11 protein-coding genes and 1 pseudogene are annotated in these 15,435 nt (G+C 66.0%); 3 read left to right on the forward strand and 9 right to left on the reverse strand.

All coding sequences use genetic code 11. The annotated features are described in order from the left end of the window. The first annotated feature begins 36 nt into the window (after nt 1-36). A complete protein-coding gene (locus JFY56_RS01715) occupies nt 37-1,584 on the forward strand; it encodes an acetolactate synthase large subunit (protein WP_208311758.1) in 1,548 nt (515 codons plus the stop codon). A 98-nt stretch (nt 1,585-1,682) separates the two neighbouring features. On the opposite strand, the gene JFY56_RS01720 is transcribed toward JFY56_RS01715, so the two are convergent. The 4 genes from JFY56_RS01720 to JFY56_RS01735 form a co-directional block, all read right to left on the reverse strand. Continuing rightward, nucleotides 1,683-2,123 carry an acyl-CoA thioesterase gene (locus JFY56_RS01720; protein ID WP_208311759.1) on the reverse strand — a complete coding sequence of 147 codons (441 nt, stop codon included), beginning with the start codon at nt 2,121-2,123 and terminating at the stop codon, nt 1,683-1,685. A 28-nt stretch (nt 2,124-2,151) separates the two neighbouring features. After that, nucleotides 2,152-3,054, reverse strand: coding sequence for an SDR family oxidoreductase (locus JFY56_RS01725; RefSeq protein ID WP_208311760.1), 903 nt, complete (start codon nt 3,052-3,054; stop codon nt 2,152-2,154). A gap of 53 nt (nt 3,055-3,107) precedes the next feature. Beyond that, nucleotides 3,108-4,397, reverse strand: a complete 1,290-nt coding sequence (gene hisD, locus JFY56_RS01730; RefSeq protein ID WP_208311761.1) for a histidinol dehydrogenase — start codon at nt 4,395-4,397, stop codon at nt 3,108-3,110. A 101-nt stretch (nt 4,398-4,498) separates the two neighbouring features. Beyond that, the gene (locus JFY56_RS01735; protein WP_208311762.1) at nt 4,499-5,533 is read right to left on the reverse strand and encodes a LacI family DNA-binding transcriptional regulator; all 1,035 of its coding nucleotides are present in this window, start codon (nt 5,531-5,533) and stop codon (nt 4,499-4,501) included. Between the two features lie 285 nt (nt 5,534-5,818). Here JFY56_RS01735 and JFY56_RS01740 point away from each other — a divergent pair, with 285 nt between their 5' ends. Then, nucleotides 5,819-7,825 (forward strand): 3-hydroxyacyl-CoA dehydrogenase NAD-binding domain-containing protein, encoded by a 2,007-nt coding sequence (locus tag JFY56_RS01740; protein WP_208311763.1) that lies wholly within the window; start codon nt 5,819-5,821, stop codon nt 7,823-7,825. A gap of 457 nt (nt 7,826-8,282) precedes the next feature. Here JFY56_RS01740 and JFY56_RS01745 read toward each other — a convergent pair whose 3' ends face one another. The 5 genes and pseudogenes from JFY56_RS01745 to JFY56_RS01765 form a co-directional block, all read right to left on the reverse strand. After that, a complete protein-coding gene (locus JFY56_RS01745) occupies nt 8,283-9,740 on the reverse strand; it encodes an acyl-CoA reductase (RefSeq protein ID WP_208311764.1) in 1,458 nt (485 codons plus the stop codon). Nucleotides 9,741-9,743: 3 nt separating this feature from the next. Next, nucleotides 9,744-11,174 (reverse strand): phenylacetate--CoA ligase family protein, encoded by a 1,431-nt coding sequence (locus JFY56_RS01750; protein WP_208311765.1) that lies wholly within the window; start codon nt 11,172-11,174, stop codon nt 9,744-9,746. A 188-nt stretch (nt 11,175-11,362) separates the two neighbouring features. After that, nucleotides 11,363-12,106 carry a TetR/AcrR family transcriptional regulator gene (locus tag JFY56_RS01755; RefSeq protein ID WP_208311766.1) on the reverse strand — a complete coding sequence of 248 codons (744 nt, stop codon included), beginning with the start codon at nt 12,104-12,106 and terminating at the stop codon, nt 11,363-11,365. Nucleotides 12,107-12,170: 64 nt separating this feature from the next. Beyond that, nucleotides 12,171-13,313 carry an acyl-CoA dehydrogenase family protein gene (locus JFY56_RS01760; protein ID WP_236032387.1) on the reverse strand — a complete coding sequence of 381 codons (1,143 nt, stop codon included), beginning with the start codon at nt 13,311-13,313 and terminating at the stop codon, nt 12,171-12,173. A 636-nt stretch (nt 13,314-13,949) separates the two neighbouring features. Then, nucleotides 13,950-14,222 (reverse strand): annotated as a pseudogene (locus tag JFY56_RS01765) (methyl-accepting chemotaxis protein); the annotation flags it as partial. Between the two features lie 165 nt (nt 14,223-14,387). On the opposite strand from JFY56_RS01765, the gene JFY56_RS01770 reads away from it, so the two are divergent. Beyond that, complete coding sequence (locus JFY56_RS01770) at nt 14,388-15,431, forward strand: LLM class flavin-dependent oxidoreductase (protein ID WP_208311768.1); 1,044 nt, start codon at nt 14,388-14,390, stop codon at nt 15,429-15,431. The last annotated feature ends 4 nt before the right edge of the window (nt 15,432-15,435 follow it).

A 15,435-nucleotide genomic window follows, 5' to 3' on the forward strand; every position in this document is an offset into this window, starting at 1 on the left:
CGGGTGAAACCCGCCATGCACTTCCAAGGAATCGACATGAACGACATCAACGGCGCCGAAAGCCTGGTCAAGACCCTGCTCGCCTGCGGCGTGGACACCTGCTTCGCCAACCCCGGCACCAGCGAGATGCACTTCGTCGCCGCCCTCGACCGCATCCCCGGCATGCGCTGCGTGCTCGGCCTGTTCGAAGGCGTGGTGACCGGCGCCGCCGACGGCTACGCGCGCATCGCCGGCAAACCCGCCGCCACCCTGCTGCACTGCGGCCCGGGCCTCGCCAATGGCCTGGCCAACCTGCACAACGCACGCCGGGGCAATACGCCGATCGTCAACATCGTCGGCGACCAGGCAACCTACCACCGTCCGTACGACGCGCCGCTGACCGCCGATACCGAAGGCTGGGCGCGGCCGGTATCGGTATGGACCCGCACCGCCACCAGCTCCGCCAGCGTCGGCACTGCCGCGGCGGCCGCCGTGCAGGCCGCCTGCGCGGCGCCGGGCGGAATCGCCAGCCTGATCCTGCCCTCCGACGTGTGCTGGGATGCCGGTGGCGTGGTGGCCGCACCGCTGGCGCCGACTCCCACGCCCAAAGTCGCGCCGGATGCCGTGTCGAAAGCCGCCCGCGTGCTGCGCTCCGGCCAGCCGACCCTGCTGCTGCTCGCCGATAGCGCGCTGGAGCAGGCAGCGCTCGCCGACGCCTACCGGATTTCCGCCGCCACCGACGCACAACTGCTCTCCGTCGTCTTCAACGCCCGCGTCTCGCGCGGTCGTGGGCGCTTCTCCATCGAACGCATGCCCTACTTCGGCGACGCGGCGCGCGCCCGTCTGGCCGGCATCGCCAACATCATCCTGGTCGGGGCACCGTCACCGGCTAACTTCTTCGCCTACCCCGGCAAGTCGTCGCTGCCCTATCCGGACGATGCGGTGATCCATGTGCTGGCCCGTCCCGAGGAAGACCTCGCCGATGCGCTGGCACGTCTGGCCGATGAACTGGGTGCACCGGTCGTGGAGCCGCCGCGATTCGACGGCGAACTCCAGCCGGGCAGCGGCCCGCTGACCTCCGAATCCGTTGCCCGTTCGCTCGCGGCCCTGATGCCCGACGACGCCATCGTGGTCGATGAGTCCGCCACCTTCGGCCGCGCCTTTTATCCGGGAACCGTCCACGCGGCGCCACACGACTGGCTGCAGAACACCGGCGGCGCCATCGGCGCGGGCCTGCCGATGGCCCTCGGCGCGGCGGTGGCGGCCCCCGACAGGCGCGTGGTCGCGCTGCAGGCCGACGGCTCCGGCATGTACACCCCGCAGGCGCTCTGGTCGATGGCCCGCGAACGCCTCGACGTGACCGTGGTGATCCTGGCCAACCGCAAGTACGCGATCCTCCAGCACGAACTGGCCAGCGTCGGCGCCAGTGCGGGCAAGACCGCCATGGACATGCTCGACATCGGCAACCCGGACCTCGACTGGGTGCGGCTGGCCGAAGGCATGGGCATGCAAGCCGCCCGCGCCGGGAGCACGGATCGTTTCAACGAGCTGTTCGCCATGGCCAACGCATGCCCGGGACCGTTCCTGATCGAACTGGCGATCTGAACGGGCCACGCCGATGCCCACCGTAGGTTGGCGCTGAGCAACGCGAAGCCCAACATCGCCATCGTTGGGCTTCACTGCGTTCAGCACTAACCTACGCGTCACTCCTGGATCACCACCAGCGGATCGAGCACCGCGCGCAGCGCTTCCGACAGCGGTTTCGGTCGGCGCGATTCGCGGTCCACGTAGACATGCACGAAATGCCCCTGCGCGGCGGCTTCGTCCTCGCCCTCGCGGAACAGGCCTATCTCGTAGCGCACGCTGGACGAACCGAGGCGCGCCACGCGCAGGCCGGCGTCGATCACGTCCGGGAAGGCGATGGAGCGGAAGTAGTTGCAGTGGGTTTCCACCACCAGTCCGATGGTTTCGCCGCGCTCGTAGTCGAGCACGCCTTTGCGCATCAGGTACTCGTTCACCACAGTGTCGAAGTAGCTGTAGTAGTTGACGTTGTTGACGTGGCCGTACACGTCGTTGTCCATCCAGCGCGTCGGGATGCGCAGGAAGTGGCGGTAGCTGTCACGGCTGTCGGAAGCGGGTTTCATCGGGATGTTTCCTCTTGTCGATGCTGGTTCAGCCGCGCAGCGCGGCCACTAGGTTGGCGCGCACTTCAGGCTTGCCGGCGAACGGATCGCCCGGCGTGCCTGCGCGAAGCACGGCGTCGAAGCGGTCCTTCACCAGCGGCATGGCCTGGGGGTGCGAGAAGATGTAGAAGTCGCCATCGCGGATGCCATCGAAGGTCATTTGGGCGATCTCCGCGGCGCTGACCTTGCCGGCGCCCGTGGAGCGCTCGGACATCGCCTGAGCGATCAGCTGCGAGCGCGTCGGCGCCGTGGCATTGCCCAGTTCCGACGGGCGATTGCGGCTGGACTGGCTGAAGCCGGTCGGCACGAAGAACGGGCACAGCACCGAGCAGTGCACCTGCTCGCTGACCAGCCCCAGGTCCTGGTAAAGCGTCTCGCTGAGCGACACCACCGCGTGCTTGGTCATGCTGTACACGCCCATCGCCGGGGCGTTGACCAGCCCGGCCATGGATGCGGTGTTGACGATATGCCCCTGGTAATCCGGGTCCTGCTCGGCGGCGGCCAGCATCAGCGGAGTGAAGATGCGTATGCCGTGGATGACGCTGCGCAGGTTCACACCGAGCACCCAGTCCCAGTCCTGCTCGGTGTTCTCCCAGATCAGCCCGCCGGCGCCGACACCGGCGTTGTTGAACAGCAGGTGGACAATGCCGAAGCGCGCTATGGCCGCGTCGGCGAGCGCCTGAATCTGTTCGGAACGGGAAACGTCGGTGCGCAGGCCGATCACCTCGACACCCTGCCCTGCCAGCTCGCTGACGGTGGCGTCCAGCGCATCCTGCTGGATATCCGCCAGCACCAGCTTCATGCCGAGCGACGCGCCGATCCGGGCGAACTCCTTGCCGAAGCCGGAGGCGGCGCCCGTGATGACCGCGACGCGGCCGTTGAATTCTTTCATGGGAACTCCTCAAAGGGTCGCCGGACGCCGAAGCCGTCCGGCGAGACATTGGTTCACGCCTCGGCCTTGGCCTTGTAGCGACGCACGCGGATATCCGCCTGCTCCTTGTGCCCGGACATGTGCTCGTAGCCGCACAGGCGCGAGCAGTACTCGCCCACCATCACGCTCGCCTCGTCGGTCAGCACGCGCTGGTAGGTGTGGGTCTTGATGAACTTGCCGACCCACAGCCCGCCGGTGTAGCGGCCGGCGCCCATGGTCGGCAGCGTGTGGTTGGTGCCGATCACCTTGTCGCCGTAGCTGACGTTGGTGCGCTGGCCGAGGAACAGCGCGCCGTAGCGGGTCATGCGGTCGTGGTACCAGGCCGGGTCCTTCGTCATCACCTGCACGTGCTCGGAACACAGGCGCTCGGCGACTTCCAGGGCTTCTTGGTCGCTGTCGCACAGGTAGATTTCGCCGAAATCACGCCAGGCGACGCTGGCCACCGGCGCGGTATCCAGCCGCGACAGCACCAGCTCGATGGCGGCCGGCAGTTCCTCGGCGATCTTCCGGCTGGTGGTCACGCAGTAGGCCGGCGAGGTCGGACCGTGCTCGGCCTGGCCGAGCAGGTCGACGGCGACCAGTTCGGCGTCCACCGTGTCGTCGCAGATCACCATGGTTTCGGTGGGGCCGGCGAACAGGTCGATGCCGACGCGGCCGAACAGCTGGCGCTTGGCCTCGGCCACGTAGGCGTTGCCGGGGCCGACGATCATGTCGACGCCGGCGATGCTCTCGGTGCCGATGGCCATCGCCGCCACCGCCTGCACGCCGCCGAGGCAGTAGATCTCGTCGGCGCCGGCCAGGTGCATGGCCGCCACGATCTCGGGGCACGGCTGGCCTTCGAACGGCGGCGCGCTGGCGATCACGCGCTTGACGCCGGCCACCTTGGCGGTGAGCACGCTCATGTGCGCGCTGGCGATCAGCGGGTACTTGCCGCCGGGGATGTAGCAACCGACCGAGTTGACCGGAATGTTGCGATGGCCGAGGACCACGCCCGGCAGGGTTTCGACTTCAACATCGTGCATCGAGTCCTTCTGCACCTGGGCAAAGTTACGGATCTGCGCCTGGGCGAAGCGGATGTCGTCGAGGGTCTGCTGCGGCAGGCTGGCGATGCAGGCGTCGATCTGCTGCTGGCTGAGGCGGAAGCTCTCCGGCGCCCAGTTGTCGAACTTCCCGGAGTACTCGCGTACCGCCGCGTCACCGCGCTGTTCGATGTCGGCGAGGATGCCTTCGACGGTGCTGCGCACCTGCGCCTGGTTGCTGGCCTTGGCCTGGGCCGACTGGCCCTTCTTGAGGTGTTGGATCATGGGAGCTTCCTGAATGCCGCGTCAGGCGGCGTGAGGGATGACGACTGGCGGCCGGAAGACCGTCAGGGCGGGTGAATGCTCTGGTTTTCGGTGCGGCGAACCTAGGCGGACGAGCGCAACACGAGGCGCCCCGGCAGCTCGCGCAGCGCTTCGGCGACGCTGCCACCCGGGCGCCCTTCGTCGAGCAGGCGGATGGCGCAATCGATCATCTCACTCACCGGCTGGTGCACCGTGGTCAGGCCGTTCTCCGGGTAGGCGGCGTCGCGGATGTCGTCGAAGCCGACCACGGCCACGTCCTGCGGAACGCGCAGATGCGTGTTCATGCGCAGATGGCTGAGCACGCCGAGGGCCATCACGTCATTGGCGCAGAACACCGCATCGACGGCGGGCTGGCCGGCGGCGAACAGCCGGGCCGCCGCGGCCCGTCCGCCTTCGTAGGTGTATCCGCCCTGCACGCAGGCAACCAGGCGCTGGCCGTGCATGGCGAGACCGTGTTCGAAACCGCGCAGGCGGTCGGCGGTGGTGGAGACGCTCGGGTCGCCAGAAACGAAGGCGCAGGCGCGGCGATTCGTCCCCACCAGGTACTCGGCCACCACCGTGCCCATGCGCTGGTTGTCGCAGCACACCGACCAGACCGTCGGGTCCTCGACGCGGCGGTTCACGAACACCAGCGGCACGCCCTGGCGTCCACACAGTTCCGACATGTGCGAGGACAGCCGCGCCGCCGTCACCACGACGGCATCGACCTGGTATTGCAACAGCTGCGGCATCAGCTCATCCGCATCGCCACCCGGCGGCACCACGAAGAGCAGCAGCTGCCGGCCGGTGCGCCGCAGTTGCAGGGAGAACTCTTCGAGGGCCGCGGGATAGAAAGGGTTGCCCATGTCGCCCATCACCAGCGCCACGATGCCGGTCTTGCGCTGGTTCAGCGAGCGCGCGATGGCGTTGGGGCGATACCCCATCTCGTCGGCCATGGCGACGATGCGCTGGCGCAGTTCGGCGGAGATGCGCGATTGCTTGTCGAAGGCGCGAGTGACGGTGGATGTGGCCACGCCGAGGCGTTCGGCGAGGTCCCTGGCGGTGACCCGCACGGCACGCTGGGCTGGTGAATCCGGAGGTGTGCTATTGCGCTTCATAGGGCTATTCCGGCCGTTCGTGCACACGTGTGCACAGATGGCCTGAATGCTATCCGCGCCTTTCAGGGCGGCGCACCCGCTCGAATCGAGGGGGGATCGCTGCAAGAGCATCGCGCGCTCCTCGGGAGCAGCTTGCCCGCATATAGAGAAGCCCCCCCGATCCCCCCATCCCAAACGGGGGGATTCGATGCAGACGCATTCCTGATTCACTGCAAACGTCCGACCGGCAGCTCGCCCGAACCCACGGCGCCCTGCCTTGTTCCGCAACACCAGGAGACGCCCGCCATGAGCAATCCAGTCCATTACCACCTCGAAGACGGGCTGGCCCTGATCGGCCTGGCCAACCCGCCGCTCAACACGCTCGACCAGCCGCTGCGCGCCGCCCTCGCCGATGCCTGCGAGCGGGCCGCCGCCGATCCGGCGGTGCGGGCGATCATCCTGCATGGCGCCGACAGCCTGTTCAGCGCCGGCGCGGATATCGGCGAGCTCGGCAGCCCGGCGTCTTGCGCGGTGCCCGCTCTCCCGGACCTGCTGACGCGCCTGACGCGGATCGACAAGCCGCTGATCGCCGCCATCGGCAAGCTGGCCCTGGGTGGTGGTCTGGAACTGGCGCTGGCCTGCGGTTATCGCATCGGCGCGCCGGATGCCCGTGTCGGCCTACCGGAAGTCAATCTCGGCCTGATTCCCGGCGCCGGCGGCACCCAGCGCCTGCCGCGCCTGATCGGCGCCGAACCGGCGCTCAACATCATGCTTTCCGGGGAGCAACTGGACGCCGAGCGGGCCCGCCTGGTCGGCATTCTCGACAGGGTCGCGGACAGCGCCGAGAGCCTGCTGGACAACGCCCGCGCCTATGCCCACGAACTGCTCTGCGCCAGCGCGCCGGCCCGTCGCAAGGAGCGCTATCCGCACCCGGCCGACGAGCTCCACGACGAATTCTTCCTCGACTTCCGCGTCGAGCACGAATCGCGCTGGAAAGGCCGCCTGGCGCCGCGCCTGATTCTTGCAGCGGTGGAAGCCGCCTGCGTGTTGCCGCTGGAGGAAGGGCTGATCCGCGAGCAGGCGCTGTTCAGGCAGGCCGAGGAATCGCCGCAGTCGGCCGCCCTGCGCCATGTGTTCTTCGCCGAGCGCGAGGCCGGCAAGGTGCCGGGCATCGACGCCTCCACTCCGCTGCGCAGCATCGGCAAGATCGCGGTGATCGGCGCCGGCACCATGGGCGGCGGCATCGCCATGAACTTCATCAACGCTGGCATCCCGGTGACCATCCTGGAAAGCCAGGGCGATGATCTGGATCGCGGTCTGGAGCGGATCTACCAGAACTACGCGAGCAGCCTGAAGCGCGGCAAGCTGCGCGCCGAGCAGGTTCGCCAGCGCATGGACCTGCTCACCGGCACCCTCGACTATGCCGATCTGGCCGACGCCGACCTGGTGATCGAGGCGGTATTCGAGAAGCTGGAAATCAAGCAGGACGTGTTCCGCACCCTCGACCGGGTGTGCAAGCCGGGCGCCATCCTCGCCACCAGTACCTCGTCGCTGGATGTCGACCAGATCGCCGGCGTGACCTGCCGGCCGGAGGACGTCATCGGCCTGCACTTCTCCAGTCCGGCCAACGTCATGCGCCTGCTGGAAGTGATCAACACCCGCAAGACCGCCCCGGACGTGCTGGCCACCACCCTCAGGCTGGCTCGCCAGATCGGCAAGGTTCCGGTGGTTTCCGGCGTCTGTTCCGGCTTCATCGGCAACCGCATGCTCGAACGCTGCGCCCGCGAAGCCCAGCGCCTGGTGCTGGAAGGCGCCAACCCGACGCAGGTGGACGGCGTGCTTACCGGCCTCGGCCTGAACATGGGCGTACCCGGCATGCCCGCCCTGGCGGGGCAGCGCCGCGAGGATTTCAAGGTCATCACCCTTGCCGAACGACCGGCCGGCGAACTGCAGATACCGCGCCGGCCCATCGACGATCAGGAAATCCATGATCGCTGCCTGCTGATGCTGATCAACGAGGGCATCCAGCTGCTCGACGAAGGCATCGCCCTGCGCGCCAGCGATATCGACCTGGTATGGATCAACGGCTACGGCTTCCCCGCGCACCTCGGCGGCCCGCTGTATTACGCCGAACAACTCGGCCTGGACAAGGTGGTGGCCGGCATCCAGCGCTACCGCAAGGAGCTTGGCGCCTACGGCGAGATGTGGTTCCAGCCGGCGCCGCTGCTGGAACGTCTGGTCGCCGCCGGCAAGACCCGCATCGAGCCGCTGTGGCCCGCTGCGTTGCAGCCTGCTTTGTTCCTGGCGTCCTGATCGCCACAACTACCTCGGAACGGAGTTTTTTTGCCTGTGCGGACTTCCGTAGGATGGGTTGAGCGCAGCGATACCCATGGGGCGCCCAAATGATGGGTATCGCAAGCTCAACCCATCCTACGTGTCGGCCTGCGCTGCGGCATGCCCCCGATGCAATGGTGGAAATGCTTCGCGATTTCCACCCTACGCCGGACTCCGATATATGCTGCGTGGCACCTTGTAGGAGCAACTGTCTTGCGACCGAGGGTGCTTTTTGTAGGAGCGAGCTCTGCTCGCGAAGCTTTTATGTCGCCGGTGTTCGCGAGCAGAGCTCGCTCCTACAGGAACTCGCGCCGCGGCTGACCGTAGGCGGGCCATGCCCGCGAATCGCACGCATGGCGTGCTCCTGCAGGCAGCGCCAAATCCACAATAAAAAAAGCAGCGGTCTTGAAAACCGCTGCTTTTTTTCACCACTTCCTCAGATCGAAGGACGCAGCCACGGTGCCGGGGTGGTTTCCGGTGAGCCGATCTGGTTGGAGATCCACTTGCCCATGCGGCGCATCGGTTCGATGGAATCCTGCGGGGCGGCGAATTTCATCGCGGCGGCGTAGCCCAGCGAGACGATGCGCTGCGCGCCGTACAGCGGCAGGATGTCCTTCAGCTCGTCCTTGACGCTTTCCGGGTACACGCCCACGGTCTGGGTGTAGGAGTCCACCGCGGCCATCATCTCGTCGAGGGAATCCACCGGCACCAGGTTGGCGGTGCGGTCGTCGAGCATGGTGGAGAAGGACACCGCCTCGGGAATCTGCGAGCAGATGATCGCGCCTTCGCCGTCCTTGCCGCCGATGACCTTGTACCACTCGTCATCCAGGCGCAGCGCGTCCACTTCCGCCTTGAGTCGCGGCTCGTAGCGCTTGGGTTTGGTGGACAGGGTGTTGGGCAGGTTCAGCATGGCGTCGTAGACATAGCCGCCGAAGACGTTCAGCCGCTCCAGGCCTTCCTCGTCGGTGCCGGACTGCACGTAGATGGTGCGGGCGCAGACGCAGCCCTTCTGGTTGATCGCGCCGATATCGGCCGCCACACGTACGGCCGCTTCGCGCATGGTCTCTTCGCTGTCGAAGGTGCCCTTGCCGATGATGCTGGCGCTGCGCTTCGGATCGAGGGAGATCAGTTCCAGGCCCGGCTGGATGTACTGGGTGACGTGCTTCATCGACGCGAAGCCGCCCCACGCGACGATCTTCTCCAGGTTCTGCGGCTGATACAGACGCTGTTCGAAGGCCTGGTCGCCACCTTTCCAGTAGGCGACGGTCAGGTGTTTGGTCAGCGGATGATCCGGCGCCATGTCGATCATGGTGCGGGCGATGGCCAGGGCGGTGAACGGGTCGTTGGATGGCGCCTTGATGATGGCGTCGCTGCGCAGGACCATGTTGCGGATGATGGTCCACAGCGACAGGGACACCGCGTTGCCGGCGACGATGTGCAGGGTGCGCGCCCCGAAGCAGCGCACTTCCAGCTCGGTGCCGTCGAGCAGCGTCTGCTTGACCCAACCTTCCAGGTAATTGACGCCAACCGTGGTTTCCACCATCTCGGTGATGAACTCGCGGGTCAGCATGTTCTGCAGGCCCATGTAGGAGGCCCGGACGATGGTCGGGGTGGTCGGCGCGGTCAGGTAGGACAGCTCGCACGCTTCCTGCAGGTAGGGGTTCTTGCTGAACTCCAGGCGCTTACCGAGCTCGACGCAGTAATCGAGGATGTCGTCGAAGCTGAGGCTGTACAGGTCGGCCAGCTTCGCCGGATTACCCAGCGGCAGCTTGTCGATGTACTTGTGCGCATCCGGGGTCATGAAGGTCAGGTCGCCGCCACGGCCGCCCACTTCGATCAGGTTGTCGGTGATCACTTCGCCGCGAATGATCAGCGGTGCGATGGGATGGGTCATGACTCATTGCTCCATGGTGTTGAGGAAGTCCATCGCCTCGCGATGGGACTGTTCGGACGCGGCGCAGGTGATCTTGTCGTCACCGCCGTTCTTGTCGCTGTAGCGCTGGATCGCGCCGGCCACGTAGCGGCTCGGGCAACCGCAGGCGCAGGGCTTGTCCCACTCGACGGTGATCTCGTCGCCGGTGATGAAGCCGCCCCAGCGCAGGTCGGCGCCCAGGTCGTAGAACGCCGCGCGGCCGGTCTGGCGACCCTCGCGGGGCAGCGGCTTGCCGGTTTCCGGATCGAGCACGAAGGGGATCGCGGTGTGGGCAAAGTGGTAGTTGCCGTGTTCGCAGAGGCGGTGCGAGCCGCTGGGGGTTTCGGACATGGCGTAGGTCTCGAAGATCTTCTTCGCACCGGTGAAGCGCATCACGTCTTCGCGCCAGCCTTCCGGCTGGACCACACCCTTTGCGCCGCCGGTGGTGGCGATGAAGGAATCCGGGTGGAACACGCCCTCCAGGCCGCGCTCCAGGCCGGCCTTGGCCATGTTGTGCAGCAGGTTCCAGGTGCCGCCGATGTAGACCGGCTTGCCCTTGAGCTTGCCGGTCATTTCTTCGAAGAAGCTCGCCAGGTACTGCGGCATGTCGGCCTGCAACTGGTCGTATTCCTTCTTCTTGGCCATCAGCTCGGGGCTGATCACCAGGCGGTCGAGGGTGCCCTTGGCGTGCGCCGCGCGGACCTTGGCGCCGAGGTGCAGCACATCGCTGGACAGCGTCGCCGGGTAGGCCGGGTGGAAATTGTCCAGGCTCGGCAGCACGGTGTTCATCAGCCAGACGTTACCGCGCATGTGGCTGAGGTAGCCCTTGCGGTAGTACGGATAGGCGGAGTGCATGTCGGGCGTCGGCGTCTGCGGGCCTTTCATGTTCCAGGCGTACAGGCGGCGGATCTGTGTCGACTTCTGGAACTCGCGGTTGCCCAGCGGCAGGAAGGACAGCGTGCCGGAAGTGCCGGACGTGTGGCTGAGGCACAGTTGCGGAACCGCCTCGTCCATGGTCTCGAACCACTCGTCGAGCCCCTGGCAGCCGCTGACATCGGTTGCGAGGATGGCCTCGGCCACCTCCGGCACGACCAGCTTGGACAGCCACTTGTTGATGGCGGTGAAGTTGTTCTTTTCCAGCAGCGATGGCGGGTAGGACTTGAATACCGTGTGCTCGAACAGCAGCGGCACCAGGTCATCGAACTTTTCGATGCTCTCGACGCCCTCGCCATCGGCGAGTTTCTTCAGTACGGGAATGCTGTGGCGCATCTGCGCGAAGCGGCGCTTGAGGGCGGCGAGCTGCAGCGCGTCGATCTCCTCGCGTGGCATCTGGTTCCACTTCTCGAAGGAGTGTTCGGCCAGCTCCGCCGGGTCGGTCAGCAGCAGCTCGACCTTTTCTTCGAATGTTCTTGTCATTGTGTGAGGCTCCTGGATTGCACCCATTCGCGCGGTGGTCGCTGGTCGACGCATGTGCGCGAAAGGCCGGCTACCCGGTTGGGTCAGCCTTCATGGCAATGCCAGTCTAGGGCCTCGGAGGGCTCCCAAGTTCCGGATTCCGGAGCCCCTTATCTTGACTCAACTAATTGAAAAACAAGGATTTATTATTACTTTCCGGATGCCGTGGCGGAGCCTTCCGAATCTTCCGCGGTGAGCACCGCATGGATCATCCGCGACAGCAGGCGAACCGTTTGCGGCGACAGGAGATATTCGGGCCGGTCGATGACCAGCGCCCGCGGAAGGGCGAGCACGGCCTGGAATGCGAGGAAGCCGGCGAGCTCGCGATCGCGCACCACGACCTCCGATGAGAAGCGCTCGACCAGCACCGGCAGAACCTGGGCGGCCCAGGATTGCTCCGACTTGACCATTTCCAGACGCACCAGCTCGGCGTAATAGGCCGTCTTGACGCTCAGCTCCGAATCGATCTGCAACCAGCGATGCAGTTGGGCCAAGCCGCTCTTCAGCAGTGTCTCGATGCCATCCATCAGGGTCGCGGAGGCCGGCAGCGACTGGATGCAGGCGATGGCTTCGCGCCGGCCATCGGCGCGATAGTCATCGAAGATGGCCGCGACCAGCGATTCGATGGTGGGGAAGTATTCGTAGATCGAACTGATCGCCACACCCGCGTGCTCGGCCAGGCGATACACGGACAATGCCGCGCGCCCTTCCCGTTCGAGGATTTCGCGGCCGGCGATCTTCAGGGCGTCGACCAGCGCGATGGAGCGGGCCTGCCTGGGCCGCTTGCGCTGCCTGGCAGGCAGGGTCACCTGCAGCAGACTGTCGCTGGTGGCGGCGCGAGGCGTTTCCTCGGTCTCCCGCTCGCCGGATGGGGGCTGGGGGCGTCTTGTCATGGGGCTCACTACGGGCTGCGGGCGGGGACACCGGCGTCCGGCCACCGGTTTAGTCTGGTGGACTTCAGTTGAATGCGCTGATACCGGTCAGCGCGCGCGAAATCAGCAGCTTCTGGATCTCGCCGGTGCCGTCGGGAATCGGCATCCCGATGGCCTCGCGGGCCAGGCGCTCGACGTCGAATTCACGGGCCAGTCCATTGCCGCCATGCAGCTGCACGGCGCTGCGGCATACCTGTACCGCGATCTCGCCGGCGTACCACTTCGCCATCGACGACTGCACGTCGCAGCGGATGCCCGCATCCATCATGGAAAAGACGCGGAAGCACATCAGCCGCGCGGCATCGATCAGCGTCGCCATCTCGGCGATCTTCGCCGCTCCCAACTGGTGCGCGGCAATAGGCTTGCCGAAGCGAGGGCACTCGCGGGCGTCGGCGAGCGAGGCATCGAGCGCCGCCCGCATCAACCCGACCGACAGGATGCCGAGGTTGGCGCGAGTGCTTTCGAACAGCTTCATGTTCTGCCTGGGCCCAGCGCCCTCCTCCCACACCAGGTTGCTCGCCGGCACCCGCGTTTCGCTGAAGAAGACCTGCGCGGCGGACTGCGAATTCAGGGCCTGCCTGTCGATGTTGCGCAACACGTAGCCGTGGTCCTGGCGATCGACGAGCAGGTGCGCCAGCCCTTTCGAGCCGGTGCGTACCGTGGCGATCAGGAAGTCCGAATAATGGCCGTTGGAGACCCGGGATTTCTCGCCGTCGACGACGAAGACATGGCCCTCGCGCATCGCCGCGACCCTGATGTCGGCCACGCCGGAATCGATATCGGGCTCGCTGAGGCAGAAGCCGGCGAAGGTACGCCCGCTGAGGATGTCGGCCAGATAGCGCTCGCGCAGGTGCGCCCGCTCGTCAGGCAGCTCCGCCAGCAGCATGGCCGCGCTCTTGTTGATCATCACGCAGCGGGCGATGTCCACCGAGACCGTGCACAGCTCCTCGAACAGCATGGCCTCGGTGACCAGGGACAACCCCATGCCGCCGAACTCCTCGGCAATGCTGGCGCCGGGCAGGCCGAACTCGGCGATGCCCTGGGTCAGCTCGCGCATCCGCCCCTTGGGAATGGGCCGGTCGCGGAACTCCCGGGCGACCGGAGCGACCTCGGAAGCGAGAAAGCAGCGGAAGCTCTCGACCGCAAGGAGCTGCTCTTCGGTTGGCATTTCAACCTGCATGTTGTTTCCCTCTTCCCTTGGCCCGGCTCAGGCCTGCACGCGAAATCCCCCTTCTCGTTACGGGTCGGGGTCGATCCGGGTGTTTGATGCAGGTCAGGGTATACAAGGCCCCGGCAACAGGCTCCCCCGCGTTTGGAGGGGGCCGGCTTGAGTGGAGACGTAGGAGCAACTGTCTTGCATCCCACGTAAGCGCCAGAACTCGCGTAGGTTGGTGCTGAACGCAGTGAAGCCCAACGATGGCAATGTTGGGCTTCGCGCTGCTCAGCGCCAACGGTGGGCATTGCAACTGTAGGAGCGGTCCATGACCGCGATCGCGCGCATGGCGCGCTCCTACAGTTGCAGCGATCAACCGCGCTCGCCGGCAGCATCGGTGTGCGCCTGAAACTCCGGATCGCCAGCAAGCTGGCTCCTACAGCGTCATCGCGAACGGTGATGAGCTGTCTTTCGTCGACAAGCTGTAACGACGCTGTAGGCGGCCCATGTCCGCGAAAGGATTGCCCGGCAGCTCCGTTACGTCCTGAACCGCATCACCAGCCGGTTCAGCTCGTCGCTGAGCCCCGTGAGGTTCTTCGCGTCGCCGCTGGTGGAAGTGGCCAGCTCGGCCACCAACTGCGCGTCCTCGTGGATCTGCGCGGCATCGGCGCTTATGTAGCGCTTGAGACCAGCGTCGATGCCGTTCAGTAGCGGATGGCTGGCGAGATAGTCGACGTTCTGCTCGATGCTCTCGAAGAACAGTTGCATGGCGTGGTCGACCTGGCGGATTTCCCGGCCGCTGCTGTCGAGGAAGGCGGCCCGGGCCTCCTCGCGCAGGTTCAGGATCACCAGCAGCGCGACCAGGAGTACCGGCAGACCCGCGATTGCAGCGAATGCCAGTACCAGCTTGTGTTTGATGTTCATCCCCTCTCCCTGGTGTTGTTGTCGTGAAGGACTTGCAGATATTCCGTATTATGGTATACCAATATCCAGCAGACCGTACAGCGGGTCGAAGAGTCCCCCGGACGGAGTCATCCACCACCGCGGCCGCGTCCTGGCCGGGCAATAAAAAGATTCGAGGTAAGCGACATGAAATTCTCTTTGTTCGTGCACATGGAGCGCTACGACGAGCAGGTCAGCCACCGCCAGCTCTTCGAGGATCTGACCGAGCTGACCCTGATGGCGGAAGCCGGCGGCTTCAACACCGTGTGGATCGGCGAACACCACTCGATGGAGTACACCATCTCGCCGAGCCCCATGCCGCTGCTCGCCTACCTCGCTGCCCGCACCACCACCATCCGCCTCGGCGCCGGCACCATCATCGCGCCCTTCTGGCATCCCATCCGCGTCGCCGGCGAGTGCGCCCTGCTCGACGTGATCAGCAACGGCCGCATGGAAGTGGGCCTGGCCCGTGGCGCCTACCAGTTCGAATTCGACCGCATGGCCGGCGGCATGCCGGCCACCTCTGGCGGCCAGGCGCTGCGCGAGATGGTCCCGGTGGTCAAGGCGCTGTGGCAGGGCGACGTGGCCCATGACGGCGAGATCTGGAAGTTCCCCACCTCCACCTCCTCACCGCGTCCGATCCAGAAGCCCACGCCGCCGATGTGGATCGCCGCCCGCGATCCGGATTCGCACAACTTCGCCGTGGCAAACGGCTGCAACGTGATGGTCACCCCGCTGATGAAGGGCGACGAGGAAGTCGTCGACCTGAAGAACAAGTTCGAGGCTGCCCTGGCCAACAACCCCGAGGTGCCGCGTCCGCAACTGATGGTGCTGCGCCACACCCACGTGCACAGCGCGGACGACCCGGACGGCTGGAAGGTTGGCGCTGCCGCCATCTCGCGCTTCTACCGCACTTTCGACGCCTGGTTCGGCAACAAGGAAGTCCCGGTCAACGGCATTCTCCAGCCGAGCCCGGAAGAGAAGTTCAAGGACCGTCCGGAGTTCGAGCTGGAGAACATCCGCAAGAACACCATGATCGGCACCCCGGAAGAAATCATTGCGCGCATCCGCCACTACCAGGAACTGGGCGTCGACGAGTTCAGCTTCTGGGCCGACAACAGCCTGTCCCACGCGGAGAAGAAGAAGTCCCTGGAGCTGTTCATCAAGCACGTGGTGCCGGCGTTCCGCTGAACCA

It is taken from the genome of Pseudomonas schmalbachii, assembly GCF_017589465.1.
Classification (GTDB): domain Bacteria; phylum Pseudomonadota; class Gammaproteobacteria; order Pseudomonadales; family Pseudomonadaceae; genus Pseudomonas; species Pseudomonas schmalbachii.

Coding starts and splice junctions, on each gene's coding strand:
- JFY56_RS01715 (WP_208311758.1), top strand. CDS start 37: ATGAACGACATCAACGGCGCCGAAAGCCTGGTCAAGACCCTGCTCGCC.
- JFY56_RS01720 (WP_208311759.1), bottom strand. CDS start 2,123: ATGAAACCCGCTTCCGACAGCCGTGACAGCTACCGCCACTTCCTGCGC.
- JFY56_RS01725 (WP_208311760.1), bottom strand. CDS start 3,054: ATGAAAGAATTCAACGGCCGCGTCGCGGTCATCACGGGCGCCGCCTCC.
- hisD (WP_208311761.1), bottom strand. CDS start 4,397: ATGATCCAACACCTCAAGAAGGGCCAGTCGGCCCAGGCCAAGGCCAGC.
- JFY56_RS01735 (WP_208311762.1), bottom strand. CDS start 5,533: ATGAAGCGCAATAGCACACCTCCGGATTCACCAGCCCAGCGTGCCGTG.
- JFY56_RS01740 (WP_208311763.1), top strand. CDS start 5,819: ATGAGCAATCCAGTCCATTACCACCTCGAAGACGGGCTGGCCCTGATC.
- JFY56_RS01745 (WP_208311764.1), bottom strand. CDS start 9,740: ATGACCCATCCCATCGCACCGCTGATCATTCGCGGCGAAGTGATCACC.
- JFY56_RS01750 (WP_208311765.1), bottom strand. CDS start 11,174: ATGACAAGAACATTCGAAGAAAAGGTCGAGCTGCTGCTGACCGACCCG.
- JFY56_RS01755 (WP_208311766.1), bottom strand. CDS start 12,106: ATGACAAGACGCCCCCAGCCCCCATCCGGCGAGCGGGAGACCGAGGAA.
- JFY56_RS01760 (WP_236032387.1), bottom strand. CDS start 13,313: ATGCCAACCGAAGAGCAGCTCCTTGCGGTCGAGAGCTTCCGCTGCTTT.
- JFY56_RS01770 (WP_208311768.1), top strand. CDS start 14,388: ATGAAATTCTCTTTGTTCGTGCACATGGAGCGCTACGACGAGCAGGTC.